This window comes from Saccharopolyspora indica (assembly GCF_027853965.1).
In the GTDB taxonomy this organism is placed as follows: Bacteria; Actinomycetota; Actinomycetes; order Mycobacteriales; family Pseudonocardiaceae; genus Saccharopolyspora; species Saccharopolyspora indica.
In genome coordinates this window covers 89,580-110,162 of record NZ_JAQGLB010000019.1, presented here as the reverse complement: position 1 = coordinate 110,162, position 20,583 = coordinate 89,580, and the positions used below count along the sequence as shown (strand labels likewise).

At 70.9% G+C, this 20,583-nt stretch carries 15 protein-coding genes; 4 read left to right on the top strand and 11 right to left on the bottom strand.

The features are described from left to right. Positions 1-91: 91 nt before the first annotated feature. The gene (locus tag OU416_RS31405) at positions 92-940 is read right to left on the bottom strand and encodes an SseB family protein (RefSeq protein ID WP_270930675.1); all 849 of its coding nucleotides are present in this window, start codon (positions 938-940) and stop codon (positions 92-94) included. A gap of 100 nt (positions 941-1,040) precedes the next feature. On the opposite strand from OU416_RS31405, the gene OU416_RS31400 reads away from it, so the two are divergent. Next, positions 1,041-2,711, top strand: coding sequence for a right-handed parallel beta-helix repeat-containing protein (locus OU416_RS31400; RefSeq protein ID WP_270930674.1), 1,671 nt, complete (start codon positions 1,041-1,043; stop codon positions 2,709-2,711). 1 nt (position 2,712) lies between these two features. Here the strand turns inward: OU416_RS31400 and OU416_RS31395 are convergent, their stop codons facing one another. From OU416_RS31395 to OU416_RS31385, 3 genes are read right to left on the bottom strand one after another with little or no spacing between them, the layout of a single operon-like run. Then, positions 2,713-11,631 carry a WXG100-like domain-containing protein gene (locus OU416_RS31395; protein WP_270930673.1) on the bottom strand — a complete coding sequence of 2,973 codons (8,919 nt, stop codon included), beginning with the start codon at positions 11,629-11,631 and terminating at the stop codon, positions 2,713-2,715. A 12-nt stretch (positions 11,632-11,643) separates the two neighbouring features. Continuing rightward, entirely contained in the window at positions 11,644-11,973 is a 330-nt protein-coding gene (locus OU416_RS31390) for a hypothetical protein (protein ID WP_270930672.1), read from the bottom strand. Further along, the gene (locus OU416_RS31385) at positions 11,970-12,398 is read right to left on the bottom strand and encodes a YbaB/EbfC family nucleoid-associated protein (protein WP_270930671.1); all 429 of its coding nucleotides are present in this window, start codon (positions 12,396-12,398) and stop codon (positions 11,970-11,972) included. Before OU416_RS31385 ends, OU416_RS31390 begins: the two co-directional genes overlap by 4 nt. Before the next feature lie 72 nt (positions 12,399-12,470). On the opposite strand from OU416_RS31385, the gene OU416_RS31380 reads away from it, so the two are divergent. Next, the gene (locus OU416_RS31380; RefSeq protein WP_270930670.1) at positions 12,471-13,742 is read left to right on the top strand and encodes a S8 family peptidase; all 1,272 of its coding nucleotides are present in this window, start codon (positions 12,471-12,473) and stop codon (positions 13,740-13,742) included. Between the two features lie 30 nt (positions 13,743-13,772). On the opposite strand, the gene OU416_RS31375 is transcribed toward OU416_RS31380, so the two are convergent. From OU416_RS31375 to OU416_RS40340, 5 genes are all read right to left on the bottom strand, one after another. Then, the gene (locus OU416_RS31375; protein WP_270930669.1) at positions 13,773-14,060 is read right to left on the bottom strand and encodes a WXG100 family type VII secretion target; all 288 of its coding nucleotides are present in this window, start codon (positions 14,058-14,060) and stop codon (positions 13,773-13,775) included. Positions 14,061-14,245: 185 nt separating this feature from the next. Next, complete coding sequence (locus OU416_RS31370; RefSeq protein WP_270930668.1) at positions 14,246-14,584, bottom strand: WXG100 family type VII secretion target; 339 nt, start codon at positions 14,582-14,584, stop codon at positions 14,246-14,248. Between the two features lie 141 nt (positions 14,585-14,725). Beyond that, on the bottom strand, positions 14,726-16,156 hold the full coding sequence (gene eccB, locus OU416_RS31365) for a type VII secretion protein EccB (RefSeq protein WP_270930667.1): 1,431 nt from the start codon (positions 16,154-16,156) through the stop codon (positions 14,726-14,728). A gap of 104 nt (positions 16,157-16,260) precedes the next feature. Further along, positions 16,261-16,506 carry a DUF397 domain-containing protein gene (locus OU416_RS31360; protein ID WP_270930666.1) on the bottom strand — a complete coding sequence of 82 codons (246 nt, stop codon included), beginning with the start codon at positions 16,504-16,506 and terminating at the stop codon, positions 16,261-16,263. Positions 16,507-16,543: 37 nt separating this feature from the next. Continuing rightward, positions 16,544-16,858 (bottom strand): Scr1 family TA system antitoxin-like transcriptional regulator, encoded by a 315-nt coding sequence (locus tag OU416_RS40340; protein WP_372907189.1) that lies wholly within the window; start codon positions 16,856-16,858, stop codon positions 16,544-16,546. Positions 16,859-16,898: 40 nt separating this feature from the next. Here OU416_RS40340 and OU416_RS31355 point away from each other — a divergent pair, with 40 nt between their 5' ends. Together OU416_RS31355 and OU416_RS31350 are read left to right on the top strand one after the other, a co-directional pair. Beyond that, positions 16,899-17,114 carry a zinc finger protein gene (locus OU416_RS31355; protein ID WP_270930665.1) on the top strand — a complete coding sequence of 72 codons (216 nt, stop codon included), beginning with the start codon at positions 16,899-16,901 and terminating at the stop codon, positions 17,112-17,114. A 109-nt stretch (positions 17,115-17,223) separates the two neighbouring features. Continuing rightward, positions 17,224-17,553, top strand: a complete 330-nt coding sequence (locus OU416_RS31350) for a hypothetical protein (RefSeq protein WP_270930664.1) — start codon at positions 17,224-17,226, stop codon at positions 17,551-17,553. A gap of 342 nt (positions 17,554-17,895) precedes the next feature. Here the strand turns inward: OU416_RS31350 and OU416_RS31345 are convergent, their stop codons facing one another. After that, positions 17,896-18,738, bottom strand: coding sequence for a hypothetical protein (locus tag OU416_RS31345; RefSeq protein ID WP_270930663.1), 843 nt, complete (start codon positions 18,736-18,738; stop codon positions 17,896-17,898). 13 nt (positions 18,739-18,751) lie between these two features. After that, complete coding sequence (locus tag OU416_RS31340; RefSeq protein WP_270930662.1) at positions 18,752-20,491, bottom strand: WXG100 family type VII secretion target; 1,740 nt, start codon at positions 20,489-20,491, stop codon at positions 18,752-18,754. Positions 20,492-20,583 lie beyond the last annotated feature (92 nt).

Sequence of the window (20,583 nt, the reverse complement as noted above, 5' to 3'; positions counted from 1 at the left end):
TGAGCTCGTTGCGGCACCGATGGCGCGAATTCCCGATCCCCACGTCGGTTTCGACGACCCGGTGCCGCTTTCGGTTCCTGCTCGGCCGGATTCAGCCGGTTTCGGTGAGCGCGTCGGCCGCGCCCGCGAGGATCTCGTCGAGGATCTCGGCGCTGCTGATCAGCTCGGTGCCGCTGCCCGGGTTCAGGCACAGGGCCGGGCGTTCGGCGGGCCAGTTGGCGGCGAGGACGAGGAACGGCAGCCGGGTGAAGTGCTCGATGCCCGGCGCGGTGCGGTGCAGCAGCTCCTCCGAGGTGAAGGCGGGCAGCGCGGTGCCGGTGATCAGCCACGGGAAGTCGCGGTCCTCGGTGATCGGGGCGGTGAGCGGCAGCAGGACGTCGGCACTGATCAGCGTGGCCAGGTAGGACTCGAAGTCCTGCTCGGCGATGGCCTCGGCCAGGGCCGCTTCCAGTTCGTTGGCCGGTCCGGCATCGCCCGGGTCGCCGCCGAGCTCGGCGAGGCACCGGCGGCGGATCTGCGCCTGCACCACGGCTTCGGCGTCCTCGGCGGGCAGCAGGAACTCCTCGCCCGCCGCCATCCGGGTCAGCGAGTCCGGTGCCATGACCACGCCGATCGGCAGGTCGAAGTTCAGCGCCAGCACGTAGTCGGGGTGCGGCCAGTGCTGCATGAGCGTCGTCGCGCTGATCTCCCGGTGCCCCAGGGCGAACGGTTCGAGCGCCCGGGCCAGTCCTTCGCGCGAGGTGAACGCCAGGACGTGCCTTCGCTCCAGCGGGAGGTACTCGTTCAGCTCGCGGCGCATGTCGGTGCCCTGCGCGGGCAGCACCGGGAGGTAGAGCGGCGCGGAGAGCACCACTTCCGCGAATCGCTTGCTCTCGCCCGCTTCCAGGGCCGCGACCAGTTCCTTCTCCACCGCGTTGGCGGGATTCCACTGCGCTTCCAACCGAAACCGCCTTCCTGGTCATCGGATCTACTTCCCGGGGCGGGCCCTGGGGTAGCTTGTCCTCGCACGGCAACTGTTCCCGCGAGATTTGCTCGGAGCCATGGCACGCACGCTCTCCGTTTCCCCAGACCAGCGCGGTGCGCTGCCGACCATTCGGGATGCGCTGGAGGCCGCCGCCGACGGCGCGGTCATCTCCGTCGCGCCCGGCGAGTACGAGGAGCAGCTGGAGATCCGAGGTGCGCGCGTGACGATCGCGGCCCGCGAGCCCGGCACGGTCACCATCACCTCGCCGCTGCTCGACCAGCCCACCGTGTCGGTGGTGGGCGGCACCGTGGAGCTCAGCGGGCTCGCGGTGGTCGGCGATGCGCGGCCGGCGATCCGGATCTCCGGTGGCAGCGCGACGATCGCGGACTGCGCGGCCACCGCGGCCCGCGCCGCGGCGATCAGCGTCGGCGACGGCGCGGACGTGGCGGTGCGCGGCGGCCGGATCAGCGACTCGCAGTGCGGGCTGATCATCGAGAACGCCGACGGCGTGGTGGAGAGCTGCGAGATCCGGGACATCGGGGACGATGCCGTGATCGTGCGGCTCGGCGCGCGGGCCGTGCTGCGGCACTGCACGGTGCGGGGCGCCGGTTTCCGCGGCGTCTACATGTACCAGGCGGGCGGTTCCGGCCTGGAGCGCTGCGACATCTCGCAGACCGGTGATGCCGGGATCGCGGTGGCCGACCAGACCTCCCCGAACATCGTCGAGTGCTGGGTGCACGACACGCAGGGCGTGGGCATCTCGGTCGGGCGCGGGTGCGGCGGCGTGGTCGAGAACTGCCGGGTGGACAACACCGCCGCGCCCGGTGTGCTGATCGACGAGGGCGCGCGCACCGAGGTGCGCGACGACGCCCCGGGCAAGCCGCCGGTGGGTGCGTCGGCGTCCAGCGGCAGCAGGCAGGACCAGGAGCAGGTGGACCAGCTGCTCGGCGAGCTCGACGGCATGATCGGCCTGACCGGCGTGAAGGCCGAGGTGCGGGCGCTGATCGACGAGATCCAGGTCAACGAGTGGCGGCGCGGCGAAGGCCTGTCGGTCAACGCGGTCAGCAACCACCTGGTGTTCACCGGCGCACCCGGCACCGGCAAGACCACCGTGGCCCGCGTCTACGGCGATCTGCTGAAGGCGCTGGGAATCCTGCCGCACGGGCGGTTCAAGGAGGTGTCCCGGCGCGATCTGGTCGGCCAGTACATCGGGCACACCGCGGAGAAGGCGGCCAGCGCGTTCGACGAGGCGCGCGGCGGCGTGCTGTTCATCGACGAGGCCTACACGCTGTCCCGCTCCAGCGGTGGCGGCGCGGACTTCGGGCAGGAGGCGATCGACACGCTGGTCAAGCTGATGGAGGACCACCGCGACGAGGTCGCCGTGATCGTCGCGGGCTACACCTCGGAGATGCGCGAGTTCCTCGACGCCAACCCCGGTCTGGCCTCCCGGTTCGCCAAGACGCTGGAGTTCGAGAACTACACGCCGGAGCAGCTGGTCTCGATCAGCGGCCACCTCGCGCGCGGCGACGACTACCTGCTCGGCGAGGAGCTGGACCTGGCGCTGCTGGAGTGGTTCACGCTGGTTCCCCGGGACGAGAACTTCGGCAACGCCCGCGAGGCGCGCAAGCTGCTGGAGCGCATGCGCAAGTCCCAGTCGACGCGCTTGCGGGGCCTCGGCCGCCGCCCGACGCGCGACGAGCTCCGCACCCTGACCCTCGACGACCTGCTGGACGCCGTCCGCGAGTAGCTCAGGCATCGTCGGCCTTCCGCAAGGCCATGCCCACGAGCACGTCGAGCTCCCGGCGGCCCCGGGGCACGCGGCTGAGCGGGACCGAGATGCTCGCGTCGGGCGATCGCGCGGCCAGCAGCTGCCCGCCCACCACGCGCAGGACCGCCTTCCTGCCGTCCGGCAGCCGGACGGCCCACGCGGTGCTGTCGTCCGGGTGGCGTGCGATTCCCAGCTCTGCCAGCCGTTCCTCGGTCTCGTCGGGCTCCTCCTCCGGTTCCTCCGGTTGCGGCGGGACAGAGGGGCGCGGCGGTGTTTCCGGCCAGCGCGGGGCCGGTGGCGGTCCCGGTGGTGGCGGTGGCTCGGTGATCGGGTGCACCTCGCCGTCGCCGGTGATGCGGACCCGGGTGGTGGTGCCGTCGCCGCCGATCACCGAGAGCTCGATCTCGACGGCGGCCGTCTCGGCGAAGGACAGCTCGGCGGCCAGGCCGCGCGCGAGCTCGACCGGGTCCAGCGGTGCCCGGTCGAGTTCGGCCGGGGGCGTCCACCGGCGGCCGGTGAGCTGGGCGGCGGTCTCCAGGATCGCCGCCAGCTGCCCGGCGCGGGTGGGGGCGCCGGGGTCGAACCGCGCCATCCAGGTCCGCTCCGCGCCGGTCGCCTCGTGCTGGACGAGCATCGCGCGCAGGTCCTGACGTGCGTTGCGCCAGTTCTGCATCGCGTTCTCGAAGCGGTTCCGCGCCGCCGGGTCTTGCTGCACCGCTGCTCGCTCCGTCGCGACGGCGGCTGCCGCGCGCTCCAGCTCGGTGACCACGGTGCGCAGCGGCTGGACGTCGACCGTCGGTGCGGACTGGGCGATCTCGTCGAGGAAGGCGTGCATCCGCTCGGTCGTCCGCTGGTCGTGCGCCAGCTGCGCCGCCGTGGCGTCGTCGGTCAGGTGGAGCTTCGAGCCGGGCGATGTCAGCTCGGCGTGCTCTTCGCGCACGTGCGCGGCGAGGGAGCGGTGCGGGTGCTGCGGATCGTGGTCCGAGCGCTGTTCCGCTGCTCGCATCGCGGCGTTCAGGTCGACGGCCTGCTCCTCGGCCGCCTGGTCGCGCCTGGCCAACGCGCGCAGCACGCCCTTGAGCTTGCCTTCCGGCAGCTGAGCGTCCTGGGTGAGTTGCCACGCCTTCTCGTTCCTGAGCGCGTTCTGCAGCGCGTCGAGCTGTTCGGCGGGGACTTCCACGTAGATGTCGACCGGGTCGGCGTCGACGCCGACGTGCCGCTGGGCGACGGGCAGGGCGGGATCGGTCTGCTCGTTCATGGTCGCGGTGACGGTGAAGCGGGCCCGCAGCCGCACGAGCGCGCGCGGGTTGACGTCCTCAGCCTCCGACTGCGCCCACGCGCCGCTCTGCTCCGCCGCCGAGCCGCTGGTCGTGGTGCTCCGCTTCACGCCCGGGGCGAGCGGGACCTCGCCGTCGATCACGTCGCCGGGCAGGTCGCCCACCGCACCGGCCGAGTCGGTCCGGCTCCGACCGCGGCTCTGCGAGGTGGTGCGCTGCGCCCGGTCCAGCCCGTAGGTCCCGTGCTCGCCTCGTTCGTAGCGCCGCACGACCTGCATCTCGAAGTTCTGCAGCCGCACGTCGACGGCGACGTTGTGCAGCGGTGACGCCGGGTAGGTGCCGACCAGCGCCGGCAGGCCGGAGGACAGGCCGTGCCACAGCGCTTTGCCGCGCTGGGCGGTGAAGTCCCGCTGGATCGCGTGGGTCAGGTTGTTCGCCGCGGGCAGCTGCTGCGGCCGCTGCCAGGCGGCGCGGAGCACCTTCCGCACGGCGGCTTCGGCGGACGGGAGCAGGTCGCGCATGCTCCATTCGACGATGCGGCTGGTCACGTTGTCAGGCAGCCTGGTCAGCCTGCGGTGGTCGGCCGCTTCGCGCGGGCCGTGGACCTCGGGGCGCGCGCGGTGCATCGCGTGCTTGAAGGACAGCGTTCCGGTCGACTTCGGGCTGTCCACCGGTGGTTCGCCGGGCAGCAGTGCGCGCACGACGCCGATCGGGCCGAGCGGCGCGGTTTCGAGCTTCGCGGTGAACCAGGCCTGGGCCGGGCGCTCGAACCGGACCAGACCGCTGGAGTCGACCACGCCGGGTTCGCTGACCTCGGCGTGCGAGGTGGTCGTGCGGCTGGTCCGGCTCAGGCCGTGGCTGGTGCTGCCGGTGCCGCCGACATCGCTTTCGCCGACACCGTGGTCGGCGGTGAGGTTCTGGGACTTGCTCCTGGTGCTGGTGGTGCTGCTGGTGGTGCTGTCGCCGGCGCGGTGCCGGTGGCCCATCGACGAGGTCGCTCCCGGTTCGGTGCCGGTGGCGGTGGCCTGGCCGTCCGGGGTCACCTGGTAGGTCACGGTGAGCCGCATCCAGCGGCCGTTGCGGCGGATCAGGCCGCTGAACAGGTCGGTGCCGCCGCTGGCCAGCGCTTTGCCCTGCGTGTGGTTGAGCGCTTCGCCGGGCGCGAGGGCGCTGCGCAGCCGCTCTTCGAGCCCGGCGGTGTCGGCGACGTCGAGCTGCGCCAGGAGCTCCTTCGCCTGCCACAGCGGGAGCACGTCGGCCTGCCAGCCGCTCACCACGCCGGGACCGAGGCCGCTGCCCGGCTGGTAGCCCGGTGGCCGGAAGCGGTAGTTCAGCACCAGCTCTTCGTCGGTGTCCGCCAGCAAACGCGTCAGCTCGGTGCTCGCCTCCTCGTTGGTGCGGCCCAGCATTCGCGTCATCGCGGACGGGTACTCGCGCAGCGCGCGGTCCACGAGCCGCCGGTTGATCTCCCCGGTTTCGGCGGCTCGGCGCAGCACGGCGCGCGCGGCGACCCTGCGGTCCAGCGGTAGCGCGTCGTCGGCCCAGGCCGTCAGCATCTCGTCGATCGTCGCGGCCGGGACGGCGTCGACGACGAGTTCGTTGCCGTTGGCGTAGAACTCGACGACCTGCTGGGCGCTGAGCACGAACTGGAACTTGCCGGGCACCACCGCGGGCGGGGTGGTCGGTGCCTGCTCGCCCGCGGCTTCCCCGGCCCGGACCGCGATGTCCAGATCGGCTTCGAAGGTGAGCCCGTCGTGGTAGGGCGTGATGACGTTCTCATCGCTGCCACCAGCGCGCTTCTGGTTCGCGGTGGTCCCGGTGGTGCGGTCCTGGGAGGCGCCGACGAGGTCGGCCTCGGCCATCTCGCCCGAACTGTCGGACGAGCCGGAGCCGCTGCGCGAACGATCCGCGCTGGAGCTGTGCCCGGCCTGGGACAGCGCCATCGGCCCGGCCGCGACCTTCGTCAACCGGTTCAGCACCCGCAGGCCGGTGGGGCGCGCGGTGATCTCCGCGCGGCCGCGCACGTCGCCGTCCGGTGCGCGGGGGCGGACCAGCTCGCCGTGCGACAGCCACTCGCCGATGTGCGCGAGGGCGCTCGCGTTGGTGGTGTCCACGTAGGCACCGGTGACCGGCATCGCGCTGCGCACCGCGGCGTCCAGGCCGCGGGCGTCCAGGTGCAGCAGGGAGTGCATGCTGGTGACCAGCTCGGCGAACTGGGCCGGATCCACCACCGGAACCGTCCGCCCGGCCACCGCAACGGCGGTCGGCACCGAGATCTCCACGACCTGGTCGGCGATCTCCGCGCGAACCGGGGCTCCTGCCGCGTCGAGCACCGGGGCGCCGGTCGCGTCCACCACGCTCACCGCCAGCGCCACCGGGAGCCGCCACACCGAGTTGCCGCCGCGGTATTCCAGCCGGGTGCCGACGTTCTCCGACTGGCTGAACGCAATCGACGCGCTGCGGCTGGTGCTCGCGTTCGCGCCGAGGCCGCTGCCCAGCAGGCCCGTCGCGCCGTGCCCGCGGCTGCGCGTGAGTTCGACGGTGCTGCTGTGCGAGGTGCTGGTCAGCAGCGAGCTGACGCGCTGCGTCCGGTCGATGCGGCTGATCTCCTCGGCGCGCTCGGGCTCCCAGCGCGCCTCGACCTTCACCCAGCGCGGCTCGCCGTTGCGCGGCTCGACCCGGATCAGGAATCCGTCCTGCATCGCCTCGCCGATCCAGGCCTGCGCGTCCTCCTCGGTGAGCTGGGCGAGCACGGCGTCCACGCCGGTGAACTTGCCCGCGGTGAGCGCGGTGTGCAGGAAGTCGCGCACCGCGGGCAGGCCGGTCATCCGGACCACGCGGTCGAGCAGCGTCGGACCGCTGTCCTGGAGCTGGTTCCGGCTCGGCGCGCCGGGCGCGGTGTAGCCGCTGCGGGCCACCAGCGGCACCTCGCGCGGTGCGGTGAGCGCGTTGCCCTGCCCGTCGAGGACGAGCTCCTGCACCGTCGTGGTCGCGATCTCACCGTCCTCCGTGTACTGGAGCTCGCGGCGGCCGACCGGCAGCCCGTTGCTCGCCGCGTCCTGCACGGACAGCTGCGCGAATCCGCGGCCGGTGACCGACTCCGCTCGCTGCCCGACCTCGACCTCGGTGGTCACCTGCACGCGGTAGGTGTGCTTGGGGCGGAAGTCGTGGTCGTCGAGCAGCATGAAGTGCCCGGTGCTGGTGTCCGAGCCGACCGACACGCCGCGTCCGCGCAGGTAGTTGTAGGCGGCGAGCACCTTCGGGCCCACCGACGAGCCGCTCTGGGAGGTCCGCGTCAGCGAGGTCGACCCGGTCGCGCTGTGGTACGCCGCCACGACCCGGCCGTGGCCCAGCTCGGCCGCCGCCGCGTGCGCCGGTTCCGCGGTGTCCCACCGCACCCGCGTCCGCAGCGTCACCCGGTGCGCCTTCCCGCCGGGCTTGGCGGCGACGTCGAACCGGAGGCCGTCGGGGCGCAGGGCGGCTTCGGCCCGCCGCTGCACCTGGTCGACCACCTGCGCGCGGACGAAGTCGTTCTCGCGCATCCCGGCGGGCAGCTGCGCCAGCACGGCGTCGACCACCTGCGCGGTGTCGTCGAGGTCGAGCAGGCGGCTGGCGCGGACGAGCTCGTCCTCGTCGCGCCGCGCGCCCTCGAAGACGACGGTGTCGCCTGCCGGTTGCTGGTGGGCCGCGTTCACCCAGATCGACATCGCCCGATCGGCGGTGACCTCGGTGGTGGCCCCGGCTTCGGCCCGGATCCAGAGCTTGACGCCGGTCAGGTCGTAGCGGAGGAACTCGCCGCGGAGCTGGTCGGTGGGCGAGACGTGGGCCTGCTGCGCCGTCGTGGTGCCCTGCGAGCCGCTGGTGCTCCAGGTGGTCTGCGGGGTCGCGCTGACCGTGCCGCCGGTGGCCAGGCTCAGCGGGGCCTTCCCGGACACCGAGGTGCTGGTGCCCCGGGAAGCGGAGCTGCTCTGCTCCGGCAGGCCCACCAGCGCGGTCTGCCGCCTGCCCAGCACCGCATCGGTCGCCACGTGAGCGGCGTCGCCGAAGGTCAGGCCGACGGAGAACAGGGCGCCGCGGAACTCCAGCTGCTGGCCGTTGGCGTTGAACAGGCCGGGGAAGACGGCCAGCAGCCGCTGGTTCAGCTCGTCCTGCGTGAGCCCGCGAACGCCCTGGTCGGCGAGCCACAGCGCGGCTTCCGCCATGCCCGGGAGCGTTTCGTCGACCACCGCGGAGTGCGCGAGCGCGACGTCCGACGGCGCGTCGTCGCGGGCGTTGTGGTCGCGGACCGGCACGTCCTGGTGCAGCGCGCGGAGGCCTGCCTCGATCATCGACCGCATCTGCTCCGGCGTTCCCGCGGTGGACACGCGGACCTCGCCGGGGCCGGTCTGGCGGAGCGTGCTGGTGCCGTCGTTGCGCCAGCCGGGGGCGCGGGCCTGGACCTCGCCGGAGGCGAGGGTGGGATCGACGGTCAGGTCGACCGCCACGTCGGTGCCCGCCTGGGCGTAGTGCACCAGCAGCGTCTGGCCGGGCGTGCCCGCGATGGCGATCGGGTCGGAATCGGCGATGGTGAGGGTGGTTTCGGTCTGCCGCCGGGCGATCTCCTCGTGCAGCAGCTGTTCCGATTCCCGGATCGTGCCCGGCGCACCGGGTTCGGTCCGCGCGGTGCGGGGCGGTGGTTGGCCGAACGCGCGCACGTCCGCCTGCCCGGCCGGGAGCGGGGTGCGGCCGTGCGCGGCGGTGAACTCGCCGGAGGCGATGACCGGAGTGGTGGCGAGCAGGTGGCTCAGGGCCGCGGCGGTCTGGTGCCCGCCCAGCTCGCCCGCGGCTTCCGGGTACTGCGTGGTGGCGGTGGAGATCCGGATCTCGGCGGGCGCGGTCTGGACGTGACCGGCCGGGGTCAGCTCGAACTCGCCCGGCAGCACCTGGAACTCGCCCGGGGGCAGGTCGTCCTGCAGCCCCAGCCGCACCTGGACGACCTCGCCGGTGGAGGCCTGGGCGGTGAAGGTCCCGGTGTCCACGTCGAGCGAGCCGAGGCCCTGCCGGACCAGGTCCACGAGGTGGTCGCTCACCCCGGCGCGGGCGAGATCCGGCATCCGGACGGGATCTTCCGGCGGGGACGGCGGCTCCAGCCGGAGCGGTTCGGCCCGTGCGACCGAACCGAGTTCTCGCAGCCCGTCGGGCCGACCGGATTCGTCCGGGGCCGTGCGGGGACCGGGTGCTTCGGAGCGCTCGGCGTCCGGCGTGCCGGTGGGTTCGCGTTGCGAGGAGCCGTCGCCGGTTTCGGTGCTCGACGGATCGGCTTGTCCAGCAGCGGGTTCTGGTGCGCCGGTCCGGTTCTCGTTCTCTGCTTGACCTGCGGAGTTGTCGTCGGCTTCGGGAGCCCCGGGGGAGCGCGTTGCGGGTTCGGCGCGACCCGCTTCCTGGTTCCCTGAGCCGTTCTCACTGGCAGCGCGGCCCGGGTCGGCCTGCCCGGGGTCGGTGGCAGCCCGCTCGGCTTCGCGATCACCGGACTGCTGGCCTTCCTGATCGCGGGACCGTTCGGCCTCTCGATCACCGGTCTGCTCGGTTTCCTGTTCGCCGGTGCGGCCGCGTTCGGTCTGCTGGTCACCGGTGCGGCCGCGTTCGGTTTCCTGTTCGCCGGTGCGGTTTCGTCCGGCTTCCTGCTCCTCGGCCCGAACCCGTTCGGCTTCCTGGTCGCCGGTCCTGGTCGGGTCGGTTCGTTCCGGCTCGCCGGTCCGGGCCTGCTCGCTCTGCTCCGGCGTGCCCGCTTCCGGCTTCCCGGACTCCGGGCCCTGCTCGTTGCCCTCGCCGTTCCCGCCGTCGTCGCCGGGCGCTGCCGCACCGGCCCGGCCGTTGCCCGAACCGCCGCCTGAGCCGCCCGACCCCGCGGCACCGCCACCCGTGCGCGCACCGCCACCGTGCCCGGTGTTGGAACCGCCGGAACCCGACGCCCCGCCCTGCCCGGCACCACCTGCGCCCGCACCGCTCTGCGCAGCAGCCCCCGCCGCGGTGCCGCCCGCCGCGGTTCCGGCCGGACCGGCTTCGGGCGTCGCCCCGGCGACCGGGTCCTGCCCGAGCTGCGCGATCGCGGGCGCCACCCCGCCACCGGGCACGTTGCCCAGGTCGGGAGCCTGGCCGGTGGCGATCACGTTCCGCACCGCCATGCCCTGCCCGGCCTCGTGCCAGCTGCGCTCGCCGATGTACCGCTCCCACGAACCGCCGATCGCGCCGCCGATGGCCGCGTCCGCGATCTCCTGCCGGATGCGGTCGTTCTTCCACAGCTCGTCGACGTCGGTCACCGCGTCCCACAGCTTCCCGGGGTCGGTCGCCGTCTCCCAGACCTTCTCGGCGTGGGTCACCGCAGTGGCACCGGCGTATCCGGCCGCGCCGCCGACCGCGCCGAGCGCCACGAAGCCCGGCAACCTGCTCGCCAGGCCGAGCGGCGCTCCGCCGAGGCTGGCGCCGACGAAGGCCGCCGCCGTGGAGCGCAGGTCGATCTCGTACCGCCCGTCGGTCTCGATCACGGTCATGAACTGGGCGTACAGGTTCGTGCCGACGCCGAACTTCAGCGCGCTCTGCAGGCCGTAGCCGATCACCCGCTGCTGCAGGAGATTCCTCGTGGTGAACGCCAGGACGCCGCGGCGCGTCATCACGCCCCGCTCAGCGGCGCGCCGCACGACGGTGCTGATCAACGCGGCTTGCTCTCGCGTCACCGCCGCGGCGAAGGGCACGGATCGCCCGGCCAGCCTGGCCGCCACCTGCTGCCGGATCGCCTGCCGCACCGCGGGATTGCGCAGCACCGACCTGACCGCTTCCCTGCGCAGCGCCGGTGTGGCGCCGCGGGCCGCCGCCAGCGCCACCACCTCGCGGAGCAGGTGCCGGCTCTGCTGGCGGGCCACCGTGTTCGCGAGGAGACCGCCGACCCGCGGCGGAGCGGTCCGCGCCGCCGCACCGGCGAACGTCCGAGCACCGAGCCGCGTCGCCACGGTGCCGCTGCGCAGCCCCAGCCGTCGCAGGGTCTGCTGGATGAAGATGCTGCCGACGCGCTGCAGCGCCTGCGTCACCGCGATCCGGGTGCCGTTGCGAGCCGCGACGATCGCGGGTGGCACGGTGAGGAACGACCCGCCCATGGTGAACACCGCTGCCACTGCCGCGCGGATCAGCTCGTAGCACAGCAGCAGCAGGCTGCCCTGGAAGATGTTCTTGGCCAGCACCACGCTCATGTTGAAGTCGTAGGCACCTTTGGCGTACGAGGTCGCCGTGGTGGCGTAGTCGTTGACCGCTTGCGCCAGCTCGGTGAAGGCCATGCCCATCGACGACGCGGCCAGCCCGCCGTTCCAGCTGCCGTTGACGGCGTCCAGCGCCAGCTGCGCTTCGCGGAGGAACTCGACCGCCCTCTCGGCCTCCTGGGACCACGCTTCGCCCAGTTCCGCCGACTTGTTCTCGTCGGCCTCCGGGTACTCGCCGATGAGCAGCCGGAAAACGCTGCTCAGCCGCGGGATCGGAAGCACCGGGAAGCCCCAGGAGCTCCGGAACTCGTTGAGCTCGTCGATGTAGCCGTCGGCCCACTCGCCGAAGGCCATCACCTGCCGAGAGAACTCGTCGAGGACCCCGTCACCCACGGCGCACCTCCCTCAGGGCTGGACGTTGCGGTGCTGGTCGGCGAAGAAGTCGTCGACCGAGCCGTAGGCGCCCAGCGCCTGGATGCCGTTCTCGCCGAGGATCTGCAGCTGCCGGGCCAGGTGCTCGCGGTTGTCGAACACCGCATCGGCGTCGGGGAACTGCTTCCTGCCCTGCCGACCGATCCGGTCCTCGCCGAACGTGTCCGACTCGCTCATCAGCCTCTTGATCTGCTGCTGCCCGCCGCCCGCTCCGTTCGCATAGGCCTCGCCCAGCGCGCTGAGCCTGCGCAGCAGCGCCGCGACCGCTTCCGGGCCGCCGTTGACGTTCAGCGCATCGCTCACGGCCGGTCCTCCCGCTCTTCGTAGCGCTGCGCATCGCTGCGCATCAGGTCCGCGAAGTGGTCTCCCAGGCCGAGGTCCTCGCGCGGCTGCCGGGCGCGCAGTTCGGTGAGCTCGGGCGGCAGCTGCTCCTGCATGATCTCGTCCACCTGGCGGGCCACCTGGTCCGCGGCGTCGCGGCTGGCCTGCAGGATCATCGTGGTGAGCGCGGCGGCGTTGGGCTGGCGGAAGACCCGCGGGTCGATCACGAGGTCGACGAGCTGACCCCGCGGCCCGACCACGGCCTTCACCATGCGATCCGGTGACCACGCGACGCCGAGCTGGCCCATCATCCTCCGTTGCGTCTCCGGGATCCGCTCCGCCGTCCGCTGCAGCTGCTCCAGCAGGTCCTGGTAGACCGGATTCACCGACATGGCTTCGTTTTCCACTGGTGCACCTCGAAAGTTCCTCGCGTCGAAACCGTGGACAAGCCGTGCGGTGCACCGGCTAACATCCCCGGCGTGTACGCCAAGCGCAGCCTTCGCACGCTGCTGGCCGCTGCCGTCGGCAGCCTCGGCATCCTGCTGATCGATCCGTCCGCCGCCCACGCCCAGCAGTGCGTCGGCGCCGGGCAGCGGACCAGTCCGGTGCCGTGGGCCCAGCAGGTGCTGACCCCGGAACGGCTCTGGCCGCTGACGGCGGGCTCCAAGCAGCGCGTCGCCGTGGTCGGCAGCGGCGTGTCGAGCCCGCTGGTGGAGGTCGAGGCCGGTGCCGACCTCAGCCCGCCGTCGCGGAGCCAGCCCACCGGCAAGCCGGACTGCCTCGGGCTGGGCACCGCCGTCGCGGGCGTGATCGGCGCGGCGGAGACCGGCGAGCACGGATTCCACGGCGTGGCCCCGAAAACGCAGTTGCTGTCGGCGAAGGTGGTGGGCGACTCCTACCCGCCGGGCGGCCAGCCGAGCCAGGCGGTCGCGCCGGAGACGCTCGCCGCGGGCATCAACTGGTCCCTCGAGCAGGGCGCCACCATCATCACCGTGGCCGCGGTGTCCTACCAGGACAGCCCGGCCCTGCGGCAGGCGGTGGACCGCGCGCTGGCGGCCGACGCCGTGGTGATCGCGGCGGCCGGGACCGCCGGGCAGCACGACCCGCCGGGAACCGCCCCGTACCCGGCCTCCTACGACGACGTCCTCTCGGTCGGCATGATCGGGCAGGACGGCATGACCGCGGGCGCCACGCACGCACCGCGCATCGACCTGGTCGCCCCGGGCGCCGAGGTCACCTCCGCCTACCCGGACGGCGGCGTCGGCCCGGTCACCGGCACCGAACTGGCCGCCGGGTACGTGGCCGGCACCGTCGCGCTGCTGCGCGACTACATGCCACAACTGTCCAATGAGGACGTCAAGCGCCGTCTGCTGGCCACCGCGTCCCCGGCGCCGGAAGGCGTCGGCAGCCGCGACTACGGCCACGGCATCCTCAACCCGTACCAGGCCGCGGTGGGCAACCTGGCCGACGGCCACCCGTCGGCGCTGCCCCCGGCCGATCCGGGACTGCCCTCCGACGAGGAGCTGGCCCGCGAAGCCGCTTGGCAGCGGAGCACCCGCATCGCCTACGGCCTGGCCGGTGCCGGTGCCGCGGCCGCGGTGGCCATGACCGCGGTGGTCGTGTTCGGACCGCGCGGACGGCGCCGCCGCTGGCGCGCCGGGATCGCCGAAGCCCCGGTCGAGCGTCCCGAGGACGACCACCCGGAGCCCCCGGCCGAGCTCTTCGACGACCGGCCGAGAACCGGTGCCTGACAACAAGGTCCGTCCCCCAGTCCGGTCGGCTCAGCTGAACAGGTTGGAAGCCCTGATGTCGGTGGCGAGCATGTCCTCGCTGGCCTGCGTGGTCAGCTGACCGGTCCGCAGCTGCGCCTCGCCGAGCGCGTTGGCCTGCACGTCCCACCGCGCCTGCGCCTTGTCGAACGCGTCCGCGGCGGCACCGTTCCAGTCCTCGGCGAGGATGCCGCGCGCCTTGGTCATCAGGTCCTCGAAGATGGTCTTCATCTGCCCGGCGGCGGTGACGGTGTTGCCGCCGGTGTCGCTGATCGCGCCGAATCCGTACTTGATGGTCATCGTCTGCACCTCTCCCGCAACGTGTTTCGTCGAAGTTCGTGGGAATTCGTTAGCCTGTTCGGTAAACGGGGACCGCGATGGATGATCTGGTCATACATAAGGCAGGGCACCCGGAGTCCAGGCGGGCGCTGAGGTTCCGCTACCCGCACCGCCACGCAGAACGACCACTGGAATTCCTTTAAGAGTCAGAGTCTGCTGAAGTTGCCCATGCCGGTGTCGCCGCTGCCGTCCACGGCGTTGAGGAGCTGCTGGTAGTCGTCGTCCTGCTGACCGACCATCTGGGTCGTTCCCGAGATGCCCTGCGCCAGGTCGGCGAGGATCTCGGCGAGGTTGCGCCAGATGTTCTCGAGCTCCTCCTGCTTGTTGACGGCGGCCATGGACGCGCCGCCCATCCAGGCGGCACCCGCGATGGACGTGTAGTCGCCGGCGATCTGCCTGATCAGGCTGCTCGCGTTCTCGTAGGTGTTGCCGATCGCGATCTGCAGCTGGTTCGTCTGCTCCGGTGTCAGCTTGAGGTCGGGCAACTCGGGTCACCTCCAGGTGGGGCTGTGGGGACGCCACCAGGCTATGGCGCGGCGCTGCCAGATCCCGGGTAGCCGGAAATCCGCACCGCGCAGGTGATTTCGCAGGTCAAGCCGCTGATGGCGGCGTTGCCTGCGGGAGAACTACGGGAGCGCCGACGCGTCCTGCAGCGCGGCGGCCGGGTCCAGCGTGGGCCCGGCCGGGATCCGCTTCACCAGCTCGGCGGGCATCGACACCGCGTCCGCCGGGGTGTAGCCGAGCAGCGCCAGCACCTCCTCGGACGGTACCGGGAAGCGCAGGCCCAGGTCGGTGACCACCTGGTAGGCGCCCGCCGGGTCCGTCGCCGAGGACTTGGCGCGGACGATCACCACAGTGCCCGGCGGCACCAGCACCTGATCGGCCAGCTTGGTGCCGTCGGAGGTCTCCGCGCTGGTGCGGATGCCCGCGTCGAGCACGTCGGCGTTCCCGCCCACCGTGATCTCCGGTGCGGCCGCCGCGTCCGAGGTCCGCGCGCACAGCGTGTCCCGCCGCGAGACCGGTGCGGGGGCGAGTTCCGGCACGTCAGCGGGCTTCGCGGACTCGCCGCTGGGGGCGGCCAGCGCGTCGCTGACCGGGGCGGAGTTCGCCACCGACGGCGCGATCGCCACCGGCTCCACCGGGTACTGACCGCGCACGATGCGGACCTGGAGCTCGGTCAGCGGCGCGATCCCCTCCGGGCGCACCAGGTAGTACTGCTCCCGCGGGCCGATCGGGTGGTGCACCAGGTCGCCCACCTCGTGCCCGGGGAGCACAGTGGACGGTGCGCCGAAGTCGTCCACCGCGATCGGGGCGATGTCCTGCCCGGCGGGCAGCCCGTTGAGCCACGCGGTGCCCGCCTCGAGCACCACCGCCTGCGGGCCGAAGATCGCCCGGATGACCTGCTCCGGCTTGACGCTGTCGTCCGGCGACCCGACGATGCGGTAGCGGTGGTTGCGCCAGATCAGGTAGTTCATGTGGTCCTTGGTGTCGCGGGCCAGCACCGCCCGCTCCTCCAGCGGGGTCCCGCCCGCCAGCGATCCGCCCGCGAACAGCGTGCTGGTGGTGATGTGCCCGCCCGCCGGGTTGTTGCCCGGCACCGAGCACATCGTCCAGCCGTCCTTGTTCGCGAACTTCGCCTCGGGCAGCGAATCCGGCGCGCCGGGGATGCCGATCGCGGCCCGGCGCGGCACGCCTGCCAGCGTCTTCCCGGAAACCCGGTGCACCTTGGCGTCGGCCTTGCCCGCGACGAGCTTGGCGGAGGCGAAGTTGAGCGTGGGCTGCAGCGCGCCCTGCCGGTACACGTAGCTCGCGCCGGTCTCGCGCTCGACGACCACCGCGCCCTCGGCCTGCCACGCGTTGCCGCCGATGCCGGTGAACACGCCGTAGACCCCGAAACCCGCCGCCACCAGCACCATGACCATCACACCGGCGAACGCGGCACCGACTCCGCGGCGCAGCGGCGTCAGCTCGGGATCGGTCTCGCGCACCATCAGCGCGGAGACGACCCGCTGCATCATGAACTGGTACGCGTGCAGCTGGTCACGACGATTCGCCACGTTTCAGCCCCGTTTTCCCGGAGTTCGAAAGCACACACCTCAGGAACAGCCCCCGCAGTCTAGGCGGCCGCCAAGCGTTCGCCACCCACTCCGCGAACTTCTGTTCACCAACCCCGATCCCGCAACCCCGAGACGAACGCAGCCCACTGCCTGCGTGGGAAGGCGAGCACGGCTCCATCCCGGTCTTTCGAGTCCCGAACCCCGACCACGGCAGGCTCTAACGCCACCTCAACGCAGTTTCCTTGCCCGGCGCTTCGGCTGGACTTCTGCCACGCCACCTCGACGCAGTTCGAGGTCGATCCGGACCTGCTCGACTTGCGCCAGGTCGTCTTGTCCGAGTCAAGAGACATGATCACTCCTAGCTGAGCGCTGCGATCTCCTGGTTGATCAGCGACAACGTGTCTTTGTCGCTGAGCGCGGCCACCCGCAATCGGTCGAAACCAGGCTATATGCGCGGGTGTGCTGCGGTCGAGACAAGTAGTCGGCACTGGTCAAGCTCTCGATGTAGGCGATGTCCGAGTTGGCGTGCTCCACATGGAGGAGGGTGAAGGCGATCCCGAGGCCCGCGTGGGAGCCGCCATTCATCGGGATCGCCAGGACCGTTCCGTTGTCCAGTTCAGCAAGGGAGCGCAGTCTGTCCAACTGACCTCGATGAACGTCTCGATCGCCGACTCGCCGCAGGACGGCCTCTTCGCCGAGCACGACCCATTCCCGCTATCAAATCCGCGCTCAGGAGGTTCTGATGTCGGGCTACTTGAAGTACGTGTGGCGCCCGGTCACGGGAGGCCGCCACGCTTTCCCCATCACAGCAACGAAAACCCCACCAGACGAGCAGGTCGAGGCCTACTGCGGAGCGAAGGCCCCTGCCGCCGAGCTCCACGACCGCTCCGAAGTGGGCTGGGTCCGCGAGAAGTCCTGCATGAAGTGCTGGCACCACCTCGCCGACAACGGCCCGTGACGTCGCGGGCCCTGGTGGCGATTTCGCGCGAAATCGTCACCCCGCACGCCTGCCGATTGCTGATTTCGCGCGAAATCGCGCCACAACCACCCACGGAAGGACACCCGCCATGTTCTGGATCCAGCTCAGCACGTTCCTGCTGTTCAACGTCCTCCTGGCCGCAATGATCGCCACCCAGATCCCCTTCGGAGGCCTGAGACTCGCCACCGGCCAACACGCCGGAACAGGAGACGGCGAGCACACCGTGTGGCACCTCATCGCCGACATCGAAGCCGAACGCCACCACACCACCACCGAGCCCGGTACTCACGCACGCCGCCGCGAACAACCACCCATAACGCCCGAACCACCAGCACAACCCGAACCCAGGCCCGAGCTCCAATTCCCCGACCTCGACCCCGACGACCAACCCACCGGCCGCCACCACCTCCGCCGGTAACCCCCACCCCCGATTCACACCACCAAGCGAGAGGTGAAGGGCACCCTTCACCAAGTTAGTTGGCGAAAGGTGCCCTTCACCCCACCCCTCCACAACCCCGGTTCACACCGACAGGTGCCCGGTGAAGGGCACCTTTTAGCAACTTACTTGCCTAAAGGTGCCCTTCACCGGGCAAAAATCCCCCCGAACCGGGCCGGTGCGGTAGCGCCTCCCCCGACCGCCGCACTGCACCGGCCCACCCCCGGCGGCCGGGCGCGAACCCCTCCCCGCGCCCGGCCACCGCCCGCGGAGATCGACAATGGGGCTGAGGTTGGCCGATTGAGGCGATCCGCGCGGGCGGGGTTACATCGGGGGGTACCTGAATACGGGGACCGGTGGAACAGGGCCGAGGACTGGCTCGTGCTCGGCCTCGGTGAGCATGGTGATCACCTGGTCTGCCGTCGCCGAGGACATGTCGGCCAGTGCGATGTGGAAGTTGTCGTCGCCGAGCTGTTCCGTTGCCAGGATGATGGGGATCTGGCGGACCAGGTCCTTGGCCTGGGTCCTCTTCTTGGTCCACCACTGCTCGAAGCCGCGCAGCAGGATGCCGCCGCCCCAGATGGAGCCGTCGCTGATCGTCTGGATCATCAGGGGGACGAAGTTCGATTCCAGTGTGGTCGGCTCGTGGAGCTTCCCCTGGCGGACGTATTCGTCAGGGTTGGTGCGGGCGAGGTTGATCTCCACGCCGACGCCGACATTGGCGGTGAAGTGATCCACGAACGGTTCGTACAGCCGAGGAGGCAGGTCGACGTGCAGCCCGACCTGGGTCCGCATCGTGCGGGCGAAATCGGGATTCTCGTGCACGACGACCGACACTCCGGACGCAGCCGGTGGCTCCGGCACATCCCGCTCCGGTGCATCCTCGATGATGTTCAACGACGCCATCACGTTGTCCCGGTCGTTGATCGAATCCATGCCAGGCACCAGAACATCGTGCTCGTACAAAATCGACCGGAGTTCAGTGCTTTCCGCCCGTGTGATCGGAACCTTCCTGTGCAAGAGGGCATAGGCCAGGCTGTCCAGCGCCAACGTGTGCTCACCTGCGCGGGTGTACGAACTAAGCCACGGGCTCAGCTTGTCGTGGGACCGTTCGCTGATCGCGTCGATCAGGGCCTCAACCCGGTCCATGTATTCCAGCTCATCCATCGTCTGACGTCCGTTACTTCTTTCGGGGATTTTCGTGTACACCGGGGCCGCCCACGGGGAAGGCCGTGACAACTTCCCCGTTCGATTTGAGTACGACCTGCATGCGAACACCGTCACGTGTTCCGAAGACGACCCAGCGATCCTCGTCCGGCTGTGGCGGCTGGTCCGGGTTTCGTGCGATGTCTAGAGCATGCCCGATGACTCTCGGTGCTTTCCAGTCAGGCGGGAACTCGCTCTTGCCTGGTTTGCCAATCCCGGCTAGGTGACCGCCGCCGTTGCTCGGAGGTGGATCACCGACGAGGATGTGAGTCTTTCGCCAATCTGGGATGTGCATCTGCGATGCGGTCGGGTGCGGCTCGGGCACGTCGGCCCAAGCGCTGTAGGTCGCTTGGGTGATGTGTGCTTCGAGCCCTTGATCAGCTTGATCGTAAGCCCGTCGCTCCGACTCCACGGTTGTTGCTGGGGCGGTTGCCGCCCACGATTGGAGCAGGCTGAGTCTGCCGCCGGTGGAGAGAACCCGGATCGCCTCGGTTCGCTCGTACTCGTACACCTTCTTGATCTCTGGGACGCGGTTCCTGACCGCCATCAATTGCCCGATCTCGATGCCGATCTCTGCTGCTTGAACGAGCGGGGTTTTCCGGAGGATTCCCAGGACTGAGAAGAGATCGGTGTCCTTCAGGAACTGGTCGAGGTCCGCCATCTTGGTCTGAGCGGCTTTGACCGCAGCGGCCAGGATCTTGCAAGACGCGCTCAGCGCGCTGCAGGTGGCGGTGAGCACCGGCAAGATCTCCGAGGTTCCGCAGATCTGCGATTTGGAGGACCAGTAGCGGCGGATACCATCGAAGACCTCACCGCGATTGCTCTCGGTCAGCGCATCGATCAGGGAATCGCCTGAGCTGGAGATCTTTGCGAGCTTTTCGACGAGTTCTTCCCACTCGCTACCGGCGTACCTGAGTCCTGCCGGATCGCCGTCCGGCCAGTACTCGTAGCCCCAGTCGTCCAAGGCTTGTGCAGGGCCGCCCGAGCCGCTGGGCGGTGGTTCCACGCCGGGGCGGACGGTGTCGACCGGAAGCTGCGGTAATCGTTCCGGCAGGCCACGGCTGCGTCCGGCTACGGAGGCTTCCTCGGACGCGATGTAGTTGTTGCCGGTGTCGGTCATGCCCTGCGCGATGCCGCCCAGCATGTCAGCGGCCGTGTCGAGCACTGCCCACACCGCCCGCACGGTGTCGTCGTAGAGAACGCGCCACGGCTCCAGCACCGGGTCGGCTCCGGCCATACCGGTGGCGTTCGCGTGCAGATTCCGGCTGATCCAGGCCATGTTGTCGGCCAACTGCTGTTGGAGCCCGTAGAACGACCTCGCAGCGCGGCGCAGTTCCTCGATCGAGACGTCGACTTCGCCACCCGGCCCGGCGGTCGGGCCAGCCGACATCGCAACGGTCGCGGTCGCGTCCGCGGGGCCCGAGAATGCTTCCCAGATGGCCAGGTTCGCCTGGTGCGCGCTTTGGTAGTTCTCGTCGATCAGCGACAGCAGATCCGCCATGTCGGCGAGGAACTCGGTCATCTCCTCGGCTTCGCGAACCCACGTCGCGCGGGCGGTCTCGAAGCTTTCCGCGGCTTGGCCGGTCCAGGTCGCGCGCAGCGGTCCTAGCGACACGTCGAGATCAGCCAATTTCGTGCGGATCTGGCCGGTGGCGTCGCGGACGCTTTCCCAGGCTTCGCCGATCGCGGCATAACGGACGGCGAACCGATCCATCCCATTCCCCCTAGAACTCAAGGCCCCGCACAGTCCTAGGGGACGGTCCATCGGTGAGCAACCGATTTGGGTGGAATGTGATCAAGGCACGA